The sequence below is a fragment of the Vibrio methylphosphonaticus genome (assembly GCF_023634655.1).
GTDB lineage: Bacteria > Pseudomonadota > Gammaproteobacteria > Enterobacterales > Vibrionaceae > Vibrio > Vibrio methylphosphonaticus.
Map to the genome: position 1 here is coordinate 132,806 of NZ_JAMKMS010000011.1, position 23,037 is coordinate 155,842.

At 45.6% G+C, this 23,037-nt stretch carries 16 protein-coding genes; 5 read left to right on the forward strand and 11 right to left on the reverse strand.

All coding sequences use genetic code 11. The annotated features are described in order from the left end of the window. The first annotated feature begins 2 nt into the window (after window positions 1-2). Together M9196_RS14360 and M9196_RS14365 are read left to right on the forward strand one after the other, a co-directional pair. Window positions 3-299 carry a YciI family protein gene (locus tag M9196_RS14360; RefSeq protein ID WP_250618214.1) on the forward strand — a complete coding sequence of 99 codons (297 nt, stop codon included), beginning with the start codon at window positions 3-5 and terminating at the stop codon, window positions 297-299. A 4-nt stretch (window positions 300-303) separates the two neighbouring features. After that, on the forward strand, window positions 304-744 hold the full coding sequence (locus M9196_RS14365; RefSeq protein ID WP_250618215.1) for a GspS/AspS pilotin family protein: 441 nt from the start codon (window positions 304-306) through the stop codon (window positions 742-744). Between the two features lie 128 nt (window positions 745-872). On the opposite strand, the gene metE is transcribed toward M9196_RS14365, so the two are convergent. Next, window positions 873-3,155 (reverse strand): 5-methyltetrahydropteroyltriglutamate--homocysteine S-methyltransferase, encoded by a 2,283-nt coding sequence (gene metE / locus M9196_RS14370; protein ID WP_250618247.1) that lies wholly within the window; start codon window positions 3,153-3,155, stop codon window positions 873-875. Between the two features lie 190 nt (window positions 3,156-3,345). Here metE and metR point away from each other — a divergent pair, with 190 nt between their 5' ends. After that, window positions 3,346-4,257: an HTH-type transcriptional regulator MetR gene (gene metR, locus M9196_RS14375; RefSeq protein ID WP_250618216.1), complete on the forward strand. Its 912-nt coding sequence runs from the start codon at window positions 3,346-3,348 to the stop codon at window positions 4,255-4,257. A 134-nt stretch (window positions 4,258-4,391) separates the two neighbouring features. On the opposite strand, the gene M9196_RS14380 is transcribed toward metR, so the two are convergent. The 5 genes from M9196_RS14380 to M9196_RS14400 all read right to left on the reverse strand — a co-directional run bounded on the left by M9196_RS14380 (window position 4,392) and on the right by M9196_RS14400 (window position 9,460). Then, window positions 4,392-5,885, reverse strand: a complete 1,494-nt coding sequence (locus M9196_RS14380) for an ArnT family glycosyltransferase (protein WP_250618217.1) — start codon at window positions 5,883-5,885, stop codon at window positions 4,392-4,394. A 352-nt stretch (window positions 5,886-6,237) separates the two neighbouring features. Continuing rightward, on the reverse strand, window positions 6,238-7,191 hold the full coding sequence (locus M9196_RS14385; RefSeq protein ID WP_250618218.1) for a hypothetical protein: 954 nt from the start codon (window positions 7,189-7,191) through the stop codon (window positions 6,238-6,240). Beyond that, window positions 7,188-7,346, reverse strand: coding sequence for a hypothetical protein (locus M9196_RS14390; RefSeq protein WP_250618219.1), 159 nt, complete (start codon window positions 7,344-7,346; stop codon window positions 7,188-7,190). Before M9196_RS14390 ends, M9196_RS14385 begins: the two co-directional genes overlap by 4 nt. A gap of 353 nt (window positions 7,347-7,699) precedes the next feature. After that, window positions 7,700-8,269, reverse strand: a complete 570-nt coding sequence (locus M9196_RS14395; protein ID WP_250618220.1) for an aldolase/citrate lyase/malate synthase family protein — start codon at window positions 8,267-8,269, stop codon at window positions 7,700-7,702. A 306-nt stretch (window positions 8,270-8,575) separates the two neighbouring features. Beyond that, window positions 8,576-9,460 carry a radical SAM protein gene (locus tag M9196_RS14400; RefSeq protein WP_250618221.1) on the reverse strand — a complete coding sequence of 295 codons (885 nt, stop codon included), beginning with the start codon at window positions 9,458-9,460 and terminating at the stop codon, window positions 8,576-8,578. A 1,066-nt stretch (window positions 9,461-10,526) separates the two neighbouring features. Between M9196_RS14400 and M9196_RS14405 the strand changes: the two genes are divergently transcribed. Both M9196_RS14405 and M9196_RS23635 read left to right on the forward strand, forming a co-directional pair. Beyond that, a complete protein-coding gene (locus M9196_RS14405; RefSeq protein ID WP_250618248.1) occupies window positions 10,527-11,453 on the forward strand; it encodes an SMP-30/gluconolactonase/LRE family protein in 927 nt (308 codons plus the stop codon). A 100-nt stretch (window positions 11,454-11,553) separates the two neighbouring features. Continuing rightward, window positions 11,554-12,342: an IclR family transcriptional regulator gene (locus M9196_RS23635; RefSeq protein WP_250618222.1), complete on the forward strand. Its 789-nt coding sequence runs from the start codon at window positions 11,554-11,556 to the stop codon at window positions 12,340-12,342. Between the two features lie 120 nt (window positions 12,343-12,462). Here the strand turns inward: M9196_RS23635 and M9196_RS14415 are convergent, their stop codons facing one another. The 5 genes from M9196_RS14415 to M9196_RS14435 form a co-directional block, all read right to left on the reverse strand. Next, window positions 12,463-13,269: an IclR family transcriptional regulator gene (locus tag M9196_RS14415; protein WP_250618223.1), complete on the reverse strand. Its 807-nt coding sequence runs from the start codon at window positions 13,267-13,269 to the stop codon at window positions 12,463-12,465. A gap of 147 nt (window positions 13,270-13,416) precedes the next feature. Next, the gene (locus M9196_RS14420; protein ID WP_250618224.1) at window positions 13,417-18,444 is read right to left on the reverse strand and encodes an NPCBM/NEW2 domain-containing protein; all 5,028 of its coding nucleotides are present in this window, start codon (window positions 18,442-18,444) and stop codon (window positions 13,417-13,419) included. 186 nt (window positions 18,445-18,630) lie between these two features. After that, window positions 18,631-20,154 carry a CoA-acylating methylmalonate-semialdehyde dehydrogenase gene (locus M9196_RS14425; RefSeq protein ID WP_250618225.1) on the reverse strand — a complete coding sequence of 508 codons (1,524 nt, stop codon included), beginning with the start codon at window positions 20,152-20,154 and terminating at the stop codon, window positions 18,631-18,633. Between the two features lie 99 nt (window positions 20,155-20,253). Then, entirely contained in the window at window positions 20,254-21,411 is a 1,158-nt protein-coding gene (locus tag M9196_RS14430) for an iron-containing alcohol dehydrogenase (protein ID WP_250618226.1), read from the reverse strand. Window positions 21,412-21,539: 128 nt separating this feature from the next. Next, the gene (locus M9196_RS14435; protein WP_250618227.1) at window positions 21,540-23,030 is read right to left on the reverse strand and encodes an FGGY-family carbohydrate kinase; all 1,491 of its coding nucleotides are present in this window, start codon (window positions 23,028-23,030) and stop codon (window positions 21,540-21,542) included. Window positions 23,031-23,037: the final 7 nt, after the last annotated feature.

Below are 23,037 nucleotides of genomic sequence, written 5' to 3' on the forward strand. Positions count from 1 at the left end.
ATATGTGGTATGTCATTTTTTCTCAAGACGTCGAGAACTCACTTGAGAAACGTATGAGCGTTCGTCCTCAACACCTCGCTAGGCTGCAACAACTTCAAGATGAAGGACGCCTGCTGACCGCAGGTCCAATGCCAGCTATCGATAGTGATAACCCGGGCGATGCAGGTTTTACCGGTTCAACGGTCATCGCAGAGTTTAGCTCTTTAACCGATGCACAAGCATGGGCTGATAGTGACCCGTATATTGACGCTGGCGTATATCAAAACGTCATCGTAAAACCTTTTAAAAAAGTATTCTAAAATCATGAAATCTCTTTTGAAAAGTCGCGTTATTTGGTTGTCACTTGCTGCCATTACCTCTCTTGTAGGCTGTTCAAGCAAAGGTGATGATGAGCAACGTCAATTGGAGATGCTCGCGCAAAGCCGAGCCAGTATTTTATCTTCTGGTTTGCCCATTGAGCATGGCCCTCTCTCCATCATGAAAGCTTCTGCTAATAAAGGCATGGTTGAGATTATGATGCTATACAACACGGATGCTCGAGGCGCTAAGCCTATTGACGAAGTATTGCATAACAGCATGAACTTTTACTGTACCGACCGAGAAGTGAAAGCCAACCTCGACTTAGGGCTGACTTATCGCATCATGATGCGTAATACTCGCGGTCAGATGATGGTCGACCAAGTGGTGACAAAACAATATTGTGACCAACCGTCCAAGTCTGCTGCTCAACCTGCAGCAAAATAATACGGTTAGCGCGCGGTTCAACAAGCAAATCGTTATTGCGCTCACGTAATGTCTTTGAAATACCAATAAAAACGGCTTGCATCGGCAAGCCGTTTTTAATTTTACGACCTAAACTGACTGCGCTCCGGCTAAGCCAGTGTTGTACGTAAACGCTTCGCGGCTTCGACTAAATGCTTTAGTGACGCTTCTGTTTCTTGCCAGTTACGCGTTTTTAGCCCGCAATCTGGGTTTACCCATAAACGCTCAACCGGGATACGGGTCGCCGCTTTTTCAATCAACTGCTCTATCCATTCTACGTCAGGTACGTTAGGTGAGTGAATATCGTAGACACCAGGGCCAATTTCATTGGGATAGTTAAAAGCTTCAAACGCATTGAGCAATTCCATATTCGAACGAGACGTCTCAATAGTAATCACATCAGCATCCAATGCAGCGACCGAGTCAATAATTTCATTGAACTCGCTGTAGCACATATGTGTGTGAATTTGAGTTTCAGGCTTCGCACTGGCAGCCGAGACTTTAAAAGCGTTCACCGCCCAGTTTAGGTACTCGGCATGATCTCTCGTTTTAAGCGGCAGCCCTTCACGAATGGCTGGCTCATCAATTTGAATGATATTGATACCAGCGGCTTGAAGATCAGACACTTCATCTTGTAAAGCAAACGCTAACTGGTTGGTGATGGTTTCTCTCGTCACATCTTCACGGGGAAACGTCCAGCATAAGATGGTGACGGGCCCGGTTAACATGCCTTTCATCGGTTTGTCAGTTAGCGACTGCGCGTAACACGTCCAATCAACGGTCATTGGTGCTTCACGCTCAATATCAGCAACGACAATGGCGGGTTTCACACAACGTGAACCATAGCTCTGCACCCAGCCAAATTGAGTGGTTTGGAAGCCAGACAAATTTTCTGCAAAGTATTCCACCATATCATTGCGTTCAGCTTCGCCATGAACCAATACGTCTAAGCCTATCTCCTCTTGACGCTTTACAGTGTCTTGAATGAACCCTTGAATCGCTGTTTTATATTGGGCTGGTGTAATAGCACCTCGCTTAAATGCGGCTCGAGTTTGCCTCACTTCACTGGTTTGAGGAAAGGAACCAATTGTCGTCGTTGGCAGCAATGGGAGGTTAAGTACTTCTTTTTGGTGATGAGCACGCTCTGCATAAGCCGCGCTGCGGTTAGCATCACTGACATGTAAACCCGCCAGTCGTTGTTGTACATTCGCTTTATTCACCCAAGTTGAGAGCTCACGATCGATAATTGGCTGGCTGTATTGGGCGCAATACTCAATGGCGTTTTCATCCCCTTCTAACGCTCTAGATAGCCAATTGACTTCCGCCACTTTTTGCTTAGCAAACGCAAACCAGTTTTTAGTTTCTTCTGGAAGCTGAGTCTCAAGCGCCAAATCAACAGGGCTGTGTAACAAAGAACACGAGGTGGCAACCCAAAGGCGCTCGCCCAAATCCTGCTTCGCTCCACGTAAGCTATTGAGTTTACTATGCAGGTTTGCACGCCAAACATTACGCCCATTAATTGCACCGGCCGACAATACCCATTGGCTTGGTAGTGCTTTCACAACGTCATCAAGTTGCTCAGGCGCGGCGGCTAAATCAATGTGTAAGCCATCCACTTCCAGCTCGGTAATGGTGGGCAGCGCATCAACAATAGAGTCAAAGTAGGTGGTCAGAAGGACCTTCACGTCACTACGAATCACTTGATAGGCCAGTTTGAAACTATCTCGCCACTTAGGTTCAAGCTCAAGCGCTAAAATAGGTTCATCCATTTGTACCCACTCCACACCCAACTTTTCAAATTTAGTGAAAATAGCTTGATAAGCGGTGAGCAGTCTTGGCAACAACGTTAGTCGGTCAAAGTCCTCTTCCACTTCTTTACCTAGGTACAGATAACTCAATGGGCCAAGCAATACGGGTTTCACGTTATGACCTTGCTGCTTCGCTTCGCTTATCTCATCAAACAGCTGTGTCCAGCTCAATTCAAACTTATCATCGGCTGTAAATTCCGGCACGATGTAGTGATAGTTAGTATTGAACCATTTAGTCATGTCTGACGCCGCTTCCCCCGAACAATCACAATTAGCTTGTGATTGCCCTCTACCGACACGAAAAAGCGTATCCAGATCTGGGAACCCATTTCGATGACGCTTAGGAATATGCCCCAACAGTAAACTTGTTCCCAATACATGGTCATACCAAGCAAAATCGCCAGCCGTCGTAAATGACAAAGCATTATCTTGCTGGAGTACCCAATTCTTTTTACGAATACCCGCCGCCACTTGTTGCAGTTCTTTTACGTCACTCTCACCTTTCCAGTATTGTTCAAGTGCAAATTTCAGTTCGCGTTTCTCGCCAACTCGTGGGTAACCCAAAATATGTGTGGTTGTCATGATGATGTTCCTTATTAAGCAGTCCAGATGGCTAGACTATCTCGCACCGCCCAATATGAAACAACTCCAATTAATTCACCTTGATTATGAATTATTTTCAACACCTTTAGTAATAATTCATAGCCGTCTAGACGTTTACTTAAAGAAGAATTCGCGTTAAGTTAGTCGATAGGGATAAAGATTAGGGACAGTCATGATAGAGCTTAAGCATCTAAAAACATTAGCAACATTACGGGACACAGGGTCGCTTACCGCGACAGCGACCTCACTACACCTGACTCAGTCTGCTCTCTCCCATCAGCTTAAAGATCTAGAAACACGGATCAGTGCGCCGCTGTTTATTCGGAAAACCCGCCCTGTAAAATTCACCTCAGAAGGCGAGATTCTGTTAAAACTTGCCAATGAAATATTGCCTCGATTTGCGCAAGCAGAAGGTGAGTTGGCGGGGCTAAGAGAAGACATTCACGGTCGGTTACACATGGCGATTGATTGCCATTCTTGCTTTCAATGGCTCATGCCGGCGCTTAAGGAGTATCAGCTTGCGTGGCCCCACGTGGAGTTGGATTTTTCTTCTGGCTTTGGCTTTGAACCATTACCAGCGTTAGTGGCTGGCGAACTGGATCTCGTCATCACTTCCGATATTCAGCCCCGTTCTGAAGTGCACTATGAAGCACTGTTTGATTTTGAAATGCGACTAGTCACGTCAATTTCTCACCCATTAGCGGAAAAAGATTGCATTCACCCTCTCGACATCGCCGACCAAACTCTACTGACTTATCCGGTACAGAAACAGCGTCTCGACATCGTGAAGCACTTTCTAACCCCAGCAGGTGTTGAGCCACAGAAATGGAAACAAGCCGACAATACCTTAATGCTGATTCAGATGGTCTCTGCCGGGCTTGGCGTGGCGGCATTACCTAATTGGGCGGTAAGCGAGTTTTCAAGACAAGGTTTGATTACCAGTAAACCACTGGGTGATGGGCTATGGCGAAGGCTATATGCGGCAGTTAGACACAGCGAAAAGGACAAGCATTACCTGCAAGCCTTTTTCTCCACTGCCAGACAGCAGTGCCAACAACACTTAGATGGGATCCGCGTCGCGTAAGTCACATAACGAATAACGTAACGAGTAACGTAACGAGTAACAACAGGTACCCACAGATACCCTCAGATACAACAATGGCTCGTTGTTTAAACGAGCCATTTTTATTTCCATGCCTATTGATTAATAACGGCGATTTACTGAGGCTTTACCACACCAATACAGATCGGCTCTTCTGGCTCTTGTGGTGAATCTTGAAATATCACTTCTTTTTGAACATCGACCGTAAACTGAGGCCATTCATTCGTGAATCGCGAAAACGCACCATCATGACAACCTTGACCAGCGTAGCCCAATAGCAACACACCTTGAGTACGAATTTGGTCTGCGGTGATGTAACGGTTATACACATTAGGCAACGTATCGTTATTCCATTGATTCGTCATTTTTGGATGGGATGCGATATAAAACGTCAGCCATTCAGACAGTTCACTGCCGCCCACTAACGTAAGCTCTGCGTCACTATTTTCATCCCAATACTGCTTAGCTTGATTGCTCAGCGTCTTAATACCACTAAAATCTTGCCCTGCATTCTTCACGTTAAAAATCATCACCGATGCATAACCAGTAATAATCACCAGTGCCATCACAGACAGCACCTTAAACGCGCCGCGCAGTTGACCGTGGACTTGCGTCGACAGATAAGCCACTAACACAGCAGGCGCAGGCATGAAGAATGGGTGTAACCACTCAACCAAACGTCCACCTTTATGGAAGGTAAACCAACCCATAATCGCAATTAAAGGTGCGAGTAATACAAACGTGTTTAGCCATACTTTCTCAGGGATGGATGACTTAAAACGAAAGGCGTTCTTACCAAGCAAACCTGCAAGGAGAATAAACGGATAAAATACCGAAAGCAGCGCCAACCAACTACCAGGGCTTAACTGAGCTGATACCTGTCCACTCACCCACTTTAGTGAAGAGAAATTGTTAGCAAACAGCCAAAAAAAGTTTGGCAGTACCAGAGCAATAAACGCCGCAATGCCCGCGTAAAACATCGGTTGTTTCCACGCTTTACGCACGCTTGGCACTGCTAGACTCACAATAAACACCATCGCAACCGGTGCGAAAGTAGTGTATTTCGCCATCGCAGAACAACCCGCAAGAATACCAAATGGTACCCACCACTTTGGATTCTCATACACCGCTTTGGTAAACATCAACAATAACCATGACCATGACCCAAACAACAAGTAATTATCGTTATAAGGGATTGCCTCGAAGTTAATGACACCAGAAAGGTTAAGCGTTAATAATCCCAACCACGCTAGCGCAACAGAATCCGTTAGCTTGAACGCCAATCGGTAGCAACCCAGCATACCTAACGCGATGACACCAAAGTGACCCACATACCAAAATGCAGAGGCAAATTCTGTAGAAGTCGACATTAAAAGGATGCGAGCAAAAAATCCCACAAACCAAGGGTTATTTGGGCTACCCCATTCCCCGTTACTGGCCCAGTTTAAGGCTTCAATCGCATCATAAGGGACGGTAGGGTCAAGTTGGTAAGAGACAAGTGCCCATGCAACAGCATAAATAAAGCACCAGACACCAGCCATTCGGTGTGAACGCTCCACCTCTGAGGCGCTTACCCCTTCTCGATCAAAACTTAAGATTGTTGCTAGCATTGGCTGAACTGACTCCCCGATATCTTTCATATCGTTGTTAACGTTTTCGGCTGTGAACTTTACGCAAAATAAACTCGAGACTAAACGGCCCTACGTCAATTCTCTGTAAATATCAAGGTGATATATAGATAATATAAATATAGCCATAGATATTATAAAAGGCACGCATAAAAGGCAGGTCTTAACATGTATGGGTTTGTCATAGGGGAGAACAATTGGGGTGTTGTAACTGGCACTTTTAGTGGTTGGTTTGGTACTTATAAAAAATGTGTGGCTGCTAGCTAGGGGCGATCGTTGCTCATGAGTGGTCGTGCTGGAGCAAGCATTACTAGCTTACGACATAGACCCAGCGCTAGCGGTATAATTGAGACCAAAGAAGCTGGTTTGGGTCTAATTTTTCAGCCCAAGTTTGATCCTCACGAGCCTGTAAATACAATTGAATGCCATCAAATAACTGAAATGCTCTTGGGCCACCTAAGTGTTCATGCTCTTCGAAAAAGCAATCTTCAAAGCGCGACAGCTCATTAAGTGTCGAGATAGCTCGAGCCATCATCCATGTGATGGCTTCCACTTCAATCACTGTATTGTTCAATACAATCGGTCGAATCGCGCTAATATCTACGTCATTCACCCGCGAGTTTGATAGCGTTGCGACTTTATCTGTTTCTCTGCGTTGCTGCTCTACCTCACGTAGTAACTGCTTTCTTAGTTTTTTTGTCGGCCTTGGGTTTAACCGTGTAATTCGCAAACCGTATTCAAATTGATCCTTACCAACAATATCGAGCAACCCTGACAACAATGCATCATCTAACCCTTCAGATTTAACATAGTAAGCCACAGCTGACTCCACAGTTAAAAACCGAGTACCTTGAAACTCAAAAAAGAAGGTATCATCCAATGACTCAACGGCATTACCATCCACCGTTAGCGCCCAGCCTTGAAAATCGATCCGTTGACGCGCGATTTCATACATTGTCCAAGCGCTGGTTCTAAAGCCTTCAAAAATCGCCCCTTCTAATTGCGACTGTTCCAGTTCTTCCTTGGTCCAAATCACACCGATACCAAGATGTTTCGCATACTTATTAAGAAGGCGGTCTTTAATGTGCAGACGAAGCGGCCAAATCGTCATTTGGGACCGTTTATCAACAAAGGATGCGCACTCGGTACACACAGGCAGCTCAATACCATGTAATGAAACATGACTGATAGACTGAGGGCATCGCAACGTCCCATTGCTAGGCTCGCCACAAAACCAACACTGATGTCGTGATTCAAAAGGTATATCAATGGTTACATAATCGGTCACAATAGTGGTTCCTGAAACGGTGACAATGACGGGCCAAACACGGCGTTTTCTAATAAGTGCGAGAATACAGGAAGATGGCCGGACATGTCGATGTGATTAGGGGACTTAACAAGACATTTAGCCGCTTGAGTGGCCGCCACACTACCACCTTTCATATTGGCTCTACATCGCCTTTGGCCTGTACTAAATCCTTTGACATCTATGAGGTTCTAGGAAAATAACGGATACTCACTTTTAAATTCGCGCAAAAACCACTCACTTCATCCGTCTCAACAAAAATAAGACAAAACCCAAAAAAGCAACATTAAATCAGAGTCTTAAACCCAAAAATCAAGAGAAACAACAAGTAAAAACCAAACATGAAGGCTACTTTTTACACACCAACTGCCACATTCAACGCTTTGACAACAAAAAATCAACATCGCGAGTAAAAGTGAATACAAAAATGAGCCAGAGAATTAGATTCTCTGACTCATTATCGAATAATACTGTCATTGCTCAGCGCATATTAAAAGGAGAACGCAAACCCTAGAGTATAATCTTCACCGTTTTTCGCTGTGTATTCTTTGTCTTCATTGCTGGCTTTCGGGCGGCATTTTTCATCCCCTTTAACCAAGCTTACCCAATGACGAAGTCCCGTTCCGTTATGCCCTTCCGCTTGTCCAAACGTCGTGCAGGTTTCCAGTTGAATATCGTCAATGGCCACTAATTCAAGGCACCCTGTTCCTTTACGGCGACCCATTGTCACTTCAACATGGGTACCACTTTCGTCTCGAAGTAAAATAGAGTCTGGCGAGCACTTATCACCGGCATAGGCAACGAAGCGTTTCGCGTGCTTTAAACCGCTGTGCTGACCATTTTTAAAGTAAGCCTGTACATGACGGTAATCAATTTCATAACTTACTACATCTTCATGAGAGCCACTTTCCAATGGGAATAACGTATCAAGAAGTTGTTTGGCTTTAATTTGCTTTTGCGTCTGCTCATTGGATTTGACCATTTCCACGGCAAACACAGCTTCAGCGATAAAATTATGCGGGTTATGTTGTTCTGTTTTATCGAATGTCTGCATATTCATAGTCTATTCCTTCAAAGCTAATGGATAATACCTTAAGCAAATACCCTAAACGCTTGTCTCTTTCGTCTTCGTTATTGCTTGTTAAACAGCATAGCGCTTTTTACGCAACAATTTCACAACGAAATTTTCACACTGTCAATTTTACAAAAACAAATTGTAAAATTGACAAGACAACCATCAGAAATAAAACCAATTAACGCTTAATAATCAGAAGATTAACTAAATATAAAGCGATCTTAACGCAACACAGCCCTTAAAAAAGGGCTGTGTAAAAGCGTACAGAACCAGTCACAAAAACTCTCTCGGCTACAAACCGCGTTGCCATTCCTGACGCAGTGGGATCTGATCAGGGTGATTAATGGCTAACTCAACTTTTTGTAATAACGCTTGCTTATCCCGCCCCAGAATGCCTTTCAACACCAAGTAGTTCGACGCATGATCCGAACGAAAAATCGTCTTTTCTAAGGTTAGATTCGTGAGCAATAACTGAATTTCACTAAACAGTTCCGGTTGCGTCAGTTGGCGAAACTCACCATCAAAGCCTGCAGCAACACGCTCCTCCCCTAATGGAAAGGAGACCACCAAGGTTGAAAGGTAGTCTGGTTGCGCCGCATTCATCAATTTGGCGGAGTTCAACGCATGTTGCTTACTCAAGGTAGGACCGCCCAGACCATTCAAGATCATTACAGAACTTTTCATTCCCGCCGCTTTAATTTTGTTAAGCGCAGCGAGTGATGAGTCAAACGTCTCTCCTTTTTGTACTTTCTGTAACACTTCATCGTCACCACTTTCACAACCGATGTACATTAAGCTCAGCCCTAACGCCCGCAATTCAACTAACTGCTCAGTCGTCTTGTTCGTTAAGTTGCGTGGTAAGCAATAACTGGAAATACGCTGTACCTGAGGAAGGATTTGGTTGATAAGTTGGCAGATCGCTTGCAAGCGATGGAACGGCAATGTCATAGCATCACCATCGGCAAGAAATACACGGTGAACCCGAGCACCGGACTGGGCGATCGTCTTCAGCTCTTGTTCTATTTCTTCCAGTTTTTTCGGTCGAAATTTTTTCTGAGGCTGAGTGTACATGTCACAGAACGTACATCGATTATGGCTACACCCATTGGTCACTTGCAGGATCAACGACTTCCACTCTGAAGGTGGACGGAATACAGGTTCGATATAGTTGAGCATCAGTTAATCTCATTGAGTCGGCGCTTTGATTAATCCTTATCGTACTTTCTCTGGATGGAATAACAATCCGCACGTTGCAAAATTTCCAAGCTAAACCGCTTAAACCTCTACGTTTGAGATTAACTTTATCTTTGGGGGTCGTTCTAAGTTTCGAGGCGAGGTTTGAATTTCGAGGCGAGGTTTAAGTTTCGAGACTCGCTTAGAGTCCTAGACTAGCTTGGACTCCGAGACAAATTTAACATCCGTCGTGGCTTCGGACACATTTACCGTATGCAGACAAAGAAAAACCCCGAGACCTTTCGGTCATCGGGGTCATAACTTTTACTTGCAGCAGTCCAGCTACTTAATGGTGCTCCCTGCATCAGTCCATGATAGTAATGCTAAACTCCGTTAGCTTATTCCATTCATCGCCGTCCTAGCGGTGTCCAATTTGGTTTTCCTAACCGACCAACTGTCCAAGTTAGCCTACGTCACTCAATCCTTAAGCGGTGTCCTTTGCATCATTTCAATGCTATTCCATTACTTCATCCAGAAGTTTCCACTGCCTTCCTTAGAGCGCTACCAATCCTTGTAGAACTGCTTCCTTTCAATATCCTTTACGAATTCCTTTCTTGGCTTTTTTCCTTTTAAAGCTATCTCTTCATCCTGAAGAGGCTCAATCCTTAAGCGATTCCTGTTCCACCGTGGTCGTCATCCTGTCGACAAGAGATATAATAACGACAATCCGCGTCCTTTACTTGTTAATAGGCTGTAAAAATACCATTTACATAATCACACATAAAAATAAAACAAGGTAAAACAAATAGATAGAAAAACACCTTCCCATTTCGCGCTTCAAGCCGTCACTTAGGATTACAACGTTGTGAGAGATCTCTTACCCGCCGCGTAGACAACGCATATCGTCATAGCCATTCACATTATTTCGTTGTTATCACGTATTCACTTAGCACTCCATTCCTCAGCTCTGCGCAGCTTCGCATATTCTTCCATCAAGCTTGCCACAACCCACAATTAATATATATTGATACAATTGGTATCGATATAGATTAATTATGGGGCGTGAGTGATGCAGGTGATAAACAACGTTGTAACGACTATCGGTGAGTCCCCCATATGGAAACCTGACACAAATAGTGTGGTTTGGGTCGAAGCAGCGGGTCAGGCGATCTACGAATACTCGCTCCAAACCACAACCGTCGCGACATTTAGTGTGCCATTCGATATTACCGCCATCGCGCGTTGCGATGACAATGGGTGGGTCTGCGCAAGTAAGCAAGGGCTGTTTTATTGCTCAATGAACTTTGATAAATTCATCCCTATTATTGATCCCTGCTTCTCAGCCGCTCACCTCCACCTTAACGATGCCGTGACCTCACCAGTCGGTACTTTATGGTTTGGTTCTATGAATCATGCACAGCTTGAAGCGCCTGATGGAAAGTTCTATCAATTGACGGACGGTGTGGCAAAAGAAATGGACACAGGATTTAGTGTTGCTAATGGTATTGCATTCAACCCAATACTAAAGCGCGTTTACTGTTCAAACATGTTTCAGCGGAAAGTGTATGAATACCAATTAGATGACAGCATGGGCCGAATTCTAGACAAGGCAGTTTTTGTCGAGTTTGAAGAAAACCAAGGGTATCCAGACGGACTGACGGTCGATCGTCAAGGCAACCTTTATGTCTGTCACTGGGACGGTGGCATTATCTCTTATTATTCCGCTAACGCTCAGCAGGTCGGTGTTGCCACACCCGTTGGCGAAATCAACCTCCCGGTCAAGCACGCCACTCGCTGTACGTTCGGCGGTGACGATTTCAACACCTTATTCATCACCACCGCAAACTTTGAACTCACCGACCAAGAGATAAGTAAATACCCTTTATCAGGACACTTACTGATGATGGATGCACCAACCACTGGTCGAGAGGAATATTTAATTAATTCGATCGCATTACCCAATTTGAAACACGCTATTGAACCGTTAACCAGTTGAAAGTCGTTGAAGACTCTGGGACTATAAAGCGCTTCTGCCCACACCGTTACGCATTATTGCCAGATGTGATCTTAGGGCTCGCCATTAAAAGGAAATAAAGGTGTCAGAAAAAGTAAATTCAGTTGATCGTCTTATCAACGTTATTGAGCGTATTGGTGAAGCCAAGAGCCCGATTGCAGCCTCTGATATCATTTTTGAATCTGGCATTCCAAAGCCAACTTGCCATCGATTACTTCAACAGCTTGAAGAAGCCAATTACGTTCAACTGGATGAACGTGGTCATTTCTATCCCGGCTCACAAATGCTGTCGATTGCTCTAGATGTAAGATTGACCAACCAACACAAGTTACAACGCCAAGCTATCCTGCACGGTCTATCACGTAAACTTGAAGAAACCTGCGGTCTCGCGCTTGCCAATGACGATCCTAGCCCACATATGGTGTATTACGATCGCATTCAAACCAACTGGCCACTGCAAATCGTTATCCCTGTTGGTTTTCCGACACCACTTTGGGCATCGGCAAGTGGTAAGTTATTTTTGAGTACGCTTACACCGCCACAACTTCGCCGCGTTTTAAGTAAGTTAGAGCTCTCTCAATGCGCGAAAAACACCATTGTCGATAACCAGAGTCTTAAAAAAGAGCTCAATGCAATTCAACGACGTGGTTACAGTGTTGATGATGAAGAATTTATTGATGGCATGGTCGCTATTGCACTGCCGCTTTACGATCAATTAGGCAATTTTATGGCTGCATTATTCTGTCATTGCCCGAAAAGCCGTAAGAGCGTCACTGAGCTTGAAAACTACTTACCCATTTTACGTATCGCGCAACAGAGCTTAGAAGCCGTTTATCAAGATATGAAACTGTCGGCTGATCGCAAAGATTAATTAAGTAGGCAGGATTAAACTGTGCTGCTTAGATCGGACTCACTGAGTACAAAGTACTAAATAATAAGCACTAAGCACTAAGCACTAGAACCCAAGCAGAAAAGATAAACGTCAGCGACGTTACGCTTGATCTCGCTTTAGCTCCGCTAACGTAAAATCTAAAATCTCTTTGGCCGAAGACTGCAATTCTGGTAGATAGGTTTTTAACTTCTCTAACGAAGTACGAAAGCTCGGGGCGTGGCAAAATAAGTAACCAAAACTAAGCTCATCAGAGCCAATGGGTACCGATATCGCAACCATGCCATCAACAAACTCTTCATTATCTTCACCAAATCCCTGTTCAGAAATACGCGCGAGTTCTTCAAGAAAGAGACCTTCATTAGTGATGGTTTGCGGCGTGTATTCTGTTAATCCCATATGCTGTACAACGTTTTCTCGAATTGTACTATCAAGCGATGAAAGATACAGTTTGCCAGAGGCTGACGCCGCAATCGGTGCTAAGCTGCCTTCTGCCAAGTTAATTTGCAACGGCCAGTTGCAATTCACGCGCTCGAAATAAATCATCTCTATGCCATTAGGCACTGAAATTCCGCACGTTTCACCGATACGGTCAGATAAACCTTGCAGCACCACTGTGCGCTGCTCAGAAAAACGCTGATTCTTTAAAATATCATGAGACAGCGATTGGAGGTTGGGGCCCGCAATCACTCTACCGATGATGTTTTCTTGCAGGTGACCTAATGAAATAAGCTGATTGATCAGTTTGTTGGCAGAAGCAATTGGCATAGAAAGCTGCTCTGCTATCGATTCTCTGTTCAGTTGACCACGACAACTCGCCACTATAGCGATAACTTGCAGCACACGGTCTAAAGTCGAACCTTTAGTTGTACTTTCCGAATCAGAGCTTGCCGAATTAGAAGTTGCCATAAAACTGAATTCTTCCTTGAGAGGGTAGCCAATATGCTCTGGATAGCCTATTGCTTTTATCACGTAAGTGCAACTTAACACGTTCTTCAATCAAGTATTATCACATTTAGAATAAAAAAAGGCTTACCTAAGTAAGCCCTACTGAATTTAGTTTTGAAGGAGTGCGGCGTTCCCCCAACTCGCATGATCATGTCCGTTGCCATCACCCGCATCATTTACTTTGAGAGTCAGTGACGTCGTGCCTGGTGGGATATCAATAGACACTACCTCGACCCCATCCATTCCCGTTAAGGTTGCGCTCTGATAATACAACACACCATCCAATTCCACTTGGAACACTACCGAGCCTTTATTACCCACTCCATCATCAATGCCAATATTTGCAGAGAAACGACTGTACTGACCTGCAGACAAGGTATAACTAATGATAGCGTTGGCATGAACACCAAGCCCTTTAGCAAAGCTTTGCCCGTCAATTGAGATTGTCGTTCCGTCCTGAATTGCTTGCTCTCCATTACTCATATCTTTTTCAATAGCTCCCCAACCGTTAGTCGACGAGTCCTCTTGGAGGTCACTTAAATAAACCAATGTTGACGGTGTTGAATTACTGCCTGGGTCTTCTGTCATAAATAAGTGACCAGAGCCATTATCCGATGGATGAAGCCAATTGGTTCCACCATCAGGATCATACGCAAAGGCAAAACCATTATGAGGCCCACTCCCTCCACTCCCGTTACTCAATCTGAGTTCAAACTGATGCCACCCTGGAGAGAGATTAAGGTTAGTCGTCGATACTCTGTCACTCCATAGATCGCTACTTAATACTAATTGACCATCTATCCATAGACGCGTCTTGTCATCGTTATTCTCACTAAACGAAATCAGACCATCAGCGTCGTAGATATAGCCGGTATAAACCTCTGTTGTATTGCCTACAATAGTGTCTTCCGTCTCACTCAAACTGGTCGTAATAACCGTTTTGGGGTTGGCATCAGTTTCATTAATATTGCCCGAAAGGGTGCCATAGAAAAGACCAGGAACGGCGGCGGTAGAGCCATCACTCGGCGTACGCAGTTTTGCATCGCCCCAAGAACCGTGATCACTACCTACACCATCACCCGCATCGCTTACCACAAGCTTTAGCTCTTGCGCGCTATTGCTTATGTTTACCGCTACGTACTCGGCGACATCACTGCCTCGTAAAATACTACTTTGATAGGCCATCACACCATCCAACCAGACCTCAAATACAACAGAACCTGAACTACCAGTCTCATCATCAACGCCAATAAAGGCCGTAAACTGATCGTAATTGCTGCCCGTCAGACTATAGGTAATTTCCGAGTGAGCGTGAACGCCAAGGCCTTTTTCAAATTCACTGCCTCCAATAGAGATTGGTTGCCCATCTCCTGCTAACTCTTCTCCCACACTACTGTCTTTCTCAACAGGTCCCCAACCATTGCTTGATGTCGTTTCGATTAGATCACTGAGATAAGTGTAAGTCGTAGCCTGAGGCGGCTCTGGAACAACAATATCTGGACCTTCGTATTCGATTTGCTCAAGATACGCAACCAGTGCCGCTCTCTCGGTACTATCAGCTACGCTATGCTGAGCCCCAATTTGTAATACATCATCGAGTGTCGCAGCCTGTCCGTTATGGAAGTACGGCGCACTACTCCAAAGCCCAATAAGACTTGGAGTATCAAAGCCAACTCCAGCTAATGGGGCATTGATGCCTTGCCCTGATGACGCTTCAATGGTGCCAACATCATGTCGCTGCATGTCGATAAAATACACGCCAGAGTGACAGCTATCGCAACTTTTCGAACTAAACAATGCTTCACCAGTCAACGCTTCCGCTGTCAATGAACCAGACGATTCTCGATGCGGACTTTTCGGAAATTGATTTAAGCTACTCACATAGAAAGCCAGGTTATCTAAGTCTTCACTTTTTCCCGATTTAGATACGCCTAATGGACTTTCCGACAGATTAAATAAAGCATCTACCATAAAGCCCCGCCCGCCAAAGGCATAACGAATATCGTTTTCAAAATCTTGAATTTCATCGAAATTAGCAGTCCAATGAACTCGGCCGTTGCCTGTCCCTGTTTTGCCTAATAATGAGATAGTATTTCTTAGCCCTTCACCTCGGTCCGTGAAGTCCCAAACCCGATGATCGCTATCGCCATCAGCATGACAACTTGCGCAAGAAATATAGCCATCTTGCGTCATTCTGGCATCGGCGGCGTTGTAGAATATTTGCTTCCCGCGTAAGACTCTTGGGTGTAACGCTTCATTAGCCACAACCGAAACCTGGGCGAGTGTTGAGATATCACCGCGGTCAGAAAGGAATGTGGTGACATCGTGGACAGACACCGTTCTCGACATAAAGTTATGGACAAATAATGTTGAACCAGACAACAACAACCCTCGTGGTGCAAGCCCGGTATCGAAGATCTCCCCCGCTCGATTCAAATTGAAGGTATTACGAATTTCAATACTATTTTGACCTTCAACAGCAATAAAAACCAAATCGCCAATATCACTAAACACAGCAGCTTTGGGTTGCGCTCGGTCATCGATATCAAGCGCATTCGCCATCACTGTATTCGTATTAAGATCGAGTCGATTCACGACCGCTCTTACCGTCGTCTCAAAGGTTAACGCTTTCGCATCATCCCCCTCAAGATACGCACCGCGATCGACGTTAGCTTTGTTGGATGGTAACCAAGCACTGTAGCCATCAGGCGAGATCGCTACCGAACCTAGGTAGTTCGCAATGCCTCGGCTTCTGTCTGGCCCATCAACCGTGGTGGTATCTTTGCTAATGAGGTAACTCTGGTCAACGGTCATTGTTGAGGCATCAACAGCAACCACTTCAGCATTAGATTGCGGAGAAATAAAGCGGGTCACTAAAACCCGAGAAGAAGCACTGTCTATCGCTAATCCACGAGCGCTACGCCCCACCTCAGCCGTCGCCACGATACTTTTCGAACTTGGGTCAATTTTAACCAGTTGGCCACTCGCTTGAAGAGAAACAAAAGCGTTGCTTCCATCTGGGGAGAATGCAATACCATAGGGTTGTGAGCCTCGTGGCAGAGCAATATTTTCGACAAATAGCCCGGCGCTAGTCACGATAGAAATCGTAGCGTCTACTTGATTCACCACCCAGAGATTGCCATTAGGTGCTACCGCCAAGGTTCTTGGCTGATCACCCACTGCGGTTTCCCACAACTTAGCATAAGGCGCCACATTACTGATCGCACTTATCGTGTCATTATCTTCATTGACCATCACAACTTGGCCTACCGACTCAACAATAGTAGAGGAGGCAGTAGGTGAGGTAGCGGTTGGCTCTCGATACACCGTAATCGGCACCGATTTGCTACTTTCAAATACCCCATCAACCGTGGTTTCTTTGATCGTCACAACTGCCGACCAATGATTCGGCTGACCATACACATAATCGGCATTTCCACTCACAGAGAACGGCGTCGAGCTTCCTCCATCACCAAAGTTCCACGAATACTCTACAGTGCCACCTAGCAAAGGGACGGTTGAGGCGGAAACACTCACGCTACTGCCTAACGTCACTTTATCGTTCGCCGACACCGAAACGTCATGCCCTACTTGAGAGCCTGTAGCAAATCGATACTCAGTGCGCGCCATCGGATTTCCAGCAAAGTCTTCGATCCCTTCAAGCACAACTTCATAAATGCTATCCGCCTCTAGGCTTTGCGATGGTGTGAAGTGAACAAAACCTAAGTTGGTGCTGTATTGGCCTTGAAGTGGTGTCACACTACCAATTTTTGTTACGGTAAATGAGCGACTGTTGACTGATTCCATTAGCACACTGTCTGACAATGCGACACCAATCCGGGTTGATAGTGGTTGCAAGGTCGAATCAATCGCTGGGTTGGCCGCAGAAATATAAGGCGGCACCTGGTCGGCGGTACTTTGATGAGCAATCAGCCCACTTCCCGACCCATGGTCATTCCCCACCCAGACTAGGTTACCAAATGGAAACACTTGCCCATGGTCTGTGTTACTGCTCGTTGCATTAAGAGAACTTCGCCCTAGCTCGCGAATGTTGTTGATATCACTAACGTCTAACACCGCGATGTCGTCTTGATTACCCAGAAACAACTTATTGTCTTGCACGTTGCAGTAAAGGTTTTCAAAGCCAGTAAGCTTTTCGTTAACCAAACTCATTGGGTTGGTGGTCGTATCATAAACGCGCAATGCATCATTGGTGCTTCGAGCACCAAAATAGGCGTATTTCCCATCCCAACAGGACGCATAGTATTTTTCAGGAAGCCGATTCACCGTCTTCACTAACGTTGGATTGACTGGATCATCGATATTCAGCATAGAGAAACCCGCCGTCCCTTCCATGCTTGAGATAAACATACGGTTACCCAACGCAAACAATGGTCCGATATTAAAGCCACCCAGTTCAGAGTTTGCGACCGTTTTAACTAATGTGGGATTACTCATGTCGCTGGTGTCAACGATACTGAGTCCAGCATTACCACGAGCGATATAAAGGTAAGGTGCTTGCCAGAAAAGTTGCCACGACACATTGTTATAATCACCAAAGTTCACCCCTGATATCGCAAGCTTTGACAAGCGAATTGGGTTAGCAACATCAGACCAATCCCAGATTTCAATACCCTTACCCGTCTGAATAGCGATCGTATTGTTTTCACCTAAACCAAACGAATGAGGTTCGCGAAACTCTGCCGTTCTTAATCCATCACCAGTACGATCCAAATTAGCTAAATCTGGCTCATAAACCGTTTTTACTAACTGCATAGATTTGGGATTAGAAACATCAAGTGCAATCCAACCGCCAGGACCACCACCACTATCAGGAGCGAACACACCCACCATATAACCATTAAGCATGGTCATAACGTTGACACCATAATGTTTTCGTCCAGGGTAATCAGGTGGCAAAAAGTTGGTGGTATCATCGACAAGCGGACTCGAGACATGAGTAAATGCTTCAGATGAACCATAACTTAGATTACCTAAGCCGGGTCCTTGCACCGCATGAACCGGGGTCATCACCGAGGCGCCGTATAACCCCGCTAGAACACTTCTTACAACAACACTGCTTACAACTGGGCGACGCCACGTCTTAAAAGACTTTTTCACACTAATGGCTTTCATCGCCTTCTCCTTGTTTTTATGGTCACTAAACAAAGCTCACTTCTCTAAGAAAAGTGAGCACTTAAAAACATGAAGAGGACAGGATCGCCAACCTATTCAATCCAAATTCAATTAGCCAATCTAGTGACCGCTAACTAAATTTAAGCAAACCTACCGCACCCCTCATCACGTCAATGCGTTATCTCGCTATTTCATAGTCGGCATGACGAATTCGGCTTGTGATTGAGTCGTCTCTTTTGAGCCGACTTTGACATCAGACTCTGGCCAGCGAGTGGTGATGGTTTTCATTCGAGTAAAGAATCGCACGCCATCTGGCCCATGCATATGAAGGGGCCCAAATAACGAACGTTTCCAGCCGCCGAAGCTATGGAATGCCATAGGCACTGGGATTGGGACATTAACACCCACCATACCGATTTGAACATTGGTGCTAAAATCACGCGCGGTATCGCCGTCGGCAGTGAAAATGGCCGTCCCATTGCCATACTCGTGGTCATTGATGATCTTCAACGCCTTTTGATAACTGTCGACTCGAACAATGCACAATACCGGACCAAATATCTCTTCTTGATAGACCGTCATGTCCGTGGTGACATTGTCGAATAAAGTGCCTCCCACGAAATAACCGTCACTCGACTTCGCCAACTCCAAATCTCGACCATCCACCAGTAAACTCGCGCCTTGATCGACCCCTTTTTGGATGTAACCACAGACTTTTTGTTTATGTTCTTTGGTGATGAGCGGACCCATGTCGTTTTCAACTGACTGGCCGTAACCAGGTCCAACCTTGAGCGTGGCTAATTTGTCCTGCAGATGGCGACCTAAGGCATTCCCCGTTTCTTTTCCTACGGCAACGGCAACAGAAATCGCCATGCAACGTTCCCCCGCTGCGCCATACGCAGCCCCCATTAATGCATTGACTGCACCGTCAATATCCGCGTCAGGCATGACCACCATATGGTTTTTTGCACCACCTAAGGCTTGGACTCGCTTGCCATATTTTGCACCTTCAGAATAGATATATTCAGCAATAGGGGTTGAGCCAACAAAGCTCACGGCTTGTACTCGCTCATCTTGAAGGAGCGTATCTACGGCTTCCTTATCGCCTTGCACCACGTTAAACACACCGTCAGGTAAACCCGCTTGTTTAAGTAACTCAGCAAGAAACAATGGCGCAGAAGGATTTTTCTCTGACGGTTTAAGAATGAAGGTATTGCCCGTCGCAATGGCAATCGGAAACATCCACATCGGCACCATCACTGGAAAATTGAAAGGTGAAATACCAGCAACCACACCCAACGGCATCATTTGAGAATGCGAGTCCACGCCAGTGCCGACATTTAAGCTATGCTCGCCTTTTTGTAGATGGGGAATGCCGCAAGCAAATTCGACGACTTCTAAACCGCGGGTGATTTCTCCCAACGCATCACTAAACACTTTGCCATGTTCACGGCTAATGATATTGGCCAGCTCCTCGCGATTGTCCTCAAGTAACGCTTTGAATTTAAACATCACTCGTGCACGGTTGAGAGGTGTGGTTGTAGACCAAGAACGCAGTGCCGCCTCAGCGTGTGAGATCACTTGCGTCACTTCATTGCTGGTACTGAGCCCAACGTGGTCTTGCACTTGCCCTGTTGCAGGATCAAACACAGGCTGCTGCCTTTCTGACTGACTTTCAACACGTTGGTTGTTGATGAAATTGCTGATCATTTTGTCTTCCTTGTCTGTATTTTTATGCTTAATTTGTAATGGGCTCATTTGCGCTTGAGCTATTGGACATAGATACAATTACCTTGGACATAGGCACAATTACCACGCCGCTTTGTATAGCTCGATAACGGCCTCTTTATCTGGAATTCTTGGGTTATTATTGGGCGAACCGGACGCCAACGCTTGTTCGGACATGATGTCGAGATTTGACCAAAACTCCTGTTTATCGATACCAAAATCACTCATCGAAGGAACCGATAAATCTAGATTGATTTGCTTGAGCTCTTTTAGCAATGCGGCGACTGCGTCATCCTCTTTGGTTATCGCGTCGGCAACTCCCATCGCTCTAGCACACTCAGCATATCGAGTCTTCGCTGCTGGAATCGAGTATTCAGTGACCGTTGGCAGTAACATGGCGTTGCTCATGCCATGAGGGACATGAAAATGCGCGCCGATGGGACGACTCATGCCGTGTACAAGGGCAACGGAAGCATTAGAGAAAGCCACACCGGCTAATGTCGCGCCTAACATCATCTGCTCCTTCGCCGCTTTGTTGTCGGGGTTATTCACCGCTTCTCGCAAATTGGGAGCGATAAGCTTCATCGCTAACAGCGCTTGTTGATCGGTAAACAAACCCGACTTACCACTGACATAGGCTTCAATGGCATGCGTCAGGGCGTCAATCCCCGTATCCGCCGTAATTCGTTCAGGGGCTGTCATCGAGAGGGAAAAATCAATAATCGCCGCAGAAGGAATCAGGCCCGGCCCCATACACAGCAGTTTTTCATCATTGGATTCATCGGTGATAATGGTGACTTTGGTGACTTCAGAGCCTGTGCCCGCGGTCGAGGGAATGGCAATAAGCGGCATGATGGGCGATGTGACGATATTGGGTACACAATAATCGCGAATCTGCCCTTGATACTGCGCCAGTAAAGCAATGGCTTTAGCACTATCGATGACACTGCCTCCACCTAACGCAATCACGCCATCGTAATACCCATCGATGGCCTTGGTGACCGCTGGTAATATAGACGCTTCTGTCGGCTCTGGAATCGTATCGGTGAACACATCCGCTTCTACGCCGGCTTGATTCACAATCGCTATCACTTGGTCAACCTGACCGAGCGTTTTCATAACAGGATCGGAGACAATCATGACTCGGCGACAACCAAGTTGAATGGCAATCTCTCCAACTTGCTTTATCGCCCCTTCTCCTACTTCCAAAAACTTCGGTAAAACAATAAATTGACTCATAATCCACCTCACACTTTATATCGATACAATATGTATCATTATCTGAAATTCCATATTCTTGGCGTAATGACCCCACCACCGTAAAATCGTGGTTGAATTAGAATTAGTCGTTATTTATTCGCTCGTGATTAGCTCAACAAGGTCAGCGCGTCTCTTAACAAGCCATATTTGCGGTATCGCGCAGCAAAAAATTCGCCACGCTTGTGGTTTGGCTCAAATCGTCGTTGAGTAACTTGACCGGCTTGAGCGCGCTTATCACGCTTGTCGATACTCCGTACGCTCGCAAACGCTAACATCGCGACCCCTTTTGCGCCCACTTCATCGCAGCCACCAGGGATTACGGTAACGCCTAGCACATCGGCAAATAGCTGACACCAATACTGACTTCTCGATGCTCCGCCACTTATCGCAATACAATCAACTTGATAACCGTTTTCTCGTAAGCGCTCGATATGCTCAAGGTGAGCGAAAACGATGCCTTCATAAAAGGCGTAAACGATGTGTATATCTTGATGCCAGCCTTTAAGTCCAAACAAATTGGCCGATGAATTATCTTGATGGGTTGACCCATATAGATAGGGGTGAAAGATTGGCAGAGAATGGGTCAGTTCTACGTCTTCAAGCTGACGATTAAACTGTTCGAAAATAGTAGTGCCTGACTCCGCTTCACGCGCTCTTTTATCCGAGAAGAAGCGTTCCACCAACCACTCTAAATTGGATGCTGAACAGGTACTGGATTCAATGGCTAAATAACGGTCTTTGGAAAACTTACACGCCATGAAAATACTTTTCGGTGGCAGCGAGTCCGTGACTACTTGATTAATATTCCACGTTCCTGCCACCACAGAAGTCGCACCAAGTTGGCTTGCCTCAGATCCGTAGGCACAAGCCACAACATCAAATAACCCGGCAATCACTGGCGTACCGGCTTTCAGCTTAGTTAGGCTTGCCACACTATCTGTCACCGACCCTATCACCTGATGACTTTCATAAATTGACGGCAGTTTGGCGCGAATATCAGCCAGATCGTAGCAGTTAAGCAACTCTTCTGAAATCATGTCACGTTCAAAATCAAACAAACCAGATGCAGTAATGTCGCCCCATTCGGTCGCACATTCGCCCGTTAAGCAGAAGTTGACGAAATCTTTGCAAAACAGTACCTGACCAATTTTCTGGTAAACACTAGGTTGATGCTGTTTCAACCACAGCAACAATGTCGCGGTCTGCGATGACCAAGCCCCCTGCCGATTTCTTGTTTTTATTTCTTGAAAACGCGCTGAGTACTGGAGTTGTTGTACCACCTTCTCCGCGCGATTATCCAACGATTTAATGGCTAGTAATGGCGACTTATCGTGGTTAAGAAGGTACAGTCCATTGCCATGTCCACTGGTACCAATTGCCACTACGTGTTGACTATCAATGCCTGTTTTTTCAATAAGGTTCGCAATGACGTTGGCACAAATCTGCCAACATTCATTCATGTCGGCTTCGGTATAATCCGGGCAGGGGATATGAGTCGGATAATTGTTGGCGACCGTTGCTATTTCATGACCATTCTCATCAAATAGCGCCGCTTTTATCGCTGTGTTACCACAATCTATCCCTATCGCGTATGACATCCTATCC

Coding starts and splice junctions, on each gene's coding strand:
- M9196_RS14435 (WP_250618227.1), bottom strand. CDS start 23,030: ATGTCATACGCGATAGGGATAGATTGTGGTAACACAGCGATAAAAGCG.
- M9196_RS14415 (WP_250618223.1), bottom strand. CDS start 13,269: ATGGCAACTTCTAATTCGGCAAGCTCTGATTCGGAAAGTACAACTAAA.
- M9196_RS14360 (WP_250618214.1), top strand. CDS start 3: ATGTGGTATGTCATTTTTTCTCAAGACGTCGAGAACTCACTTGAGAAA.
- metR (WP_250618216.1), top strand. CDS start 3,346: ATGATAGAGCTTAAGCATCTAAAAACATTAGCAACATTACGGGACACA.
- M9196_RS14430 (WP_250618226.1), bottom strand. CDS start 21,411: ATGAGTCAATTTATTGTTTTACCGAAGTTTTTGGAAGTAGGAGAAGGG.
- M9196_RS14400 (WP_250618221.1), bottom strand. CDS start 9,460: ATGCTCAACTATATCGAACCTGTATTCCGTCCACCTTCAGAGTGGAAG.
- M9196_RS14390 (WP_250618219.1), bottom strand. CDS start 7,346: ATGAAAGGTGGTAGTGTGGCGGCCACTCAAGCGGCTAAATGTCTTGTT.
- M9196_RS14395 (WP_250618220.1), bottom strand. CDS start 8,269: ATGAATATGCAGACATTCGATAAAACAGAACAACATAACCCGCATAAT.
- M9196_RS14420 (WP_250618224.1), bottom strand. CDS start 18,444: ATGAAAGCCATTAGTGTGAAAAAGTCTTTTAAGACGTGGCGTCGCCCA.
- M9196_RS14425 (WP_250618225.1), bottom strand. CDS start 20,154: ATGATCAGCAATTTCATCAACAACCAACGTGTTGAAAGTCAGTCAGAA.
- M9196_RS14365 (WP_250618215.1), top strand. CDS start 304: ATGAAATCTCTTTTGAAAAGTCGCGTTATTTGGTTGTCACTTGCTGCC.
- M9196_RS14380 (WP_250618217.1), bottom strand. CDS start 5,885: ATGCTAGCAACAATCTTAAGTTTTGATCGAGAAGGGGTAAGCGCCTCA.
- M9196_RS14405 (WP_250618248.1), top strand. CDS start 10,527: ATGCAGGTGATAAACAACGTTGTAACGACTATCGGTGAGTCCCCCATA.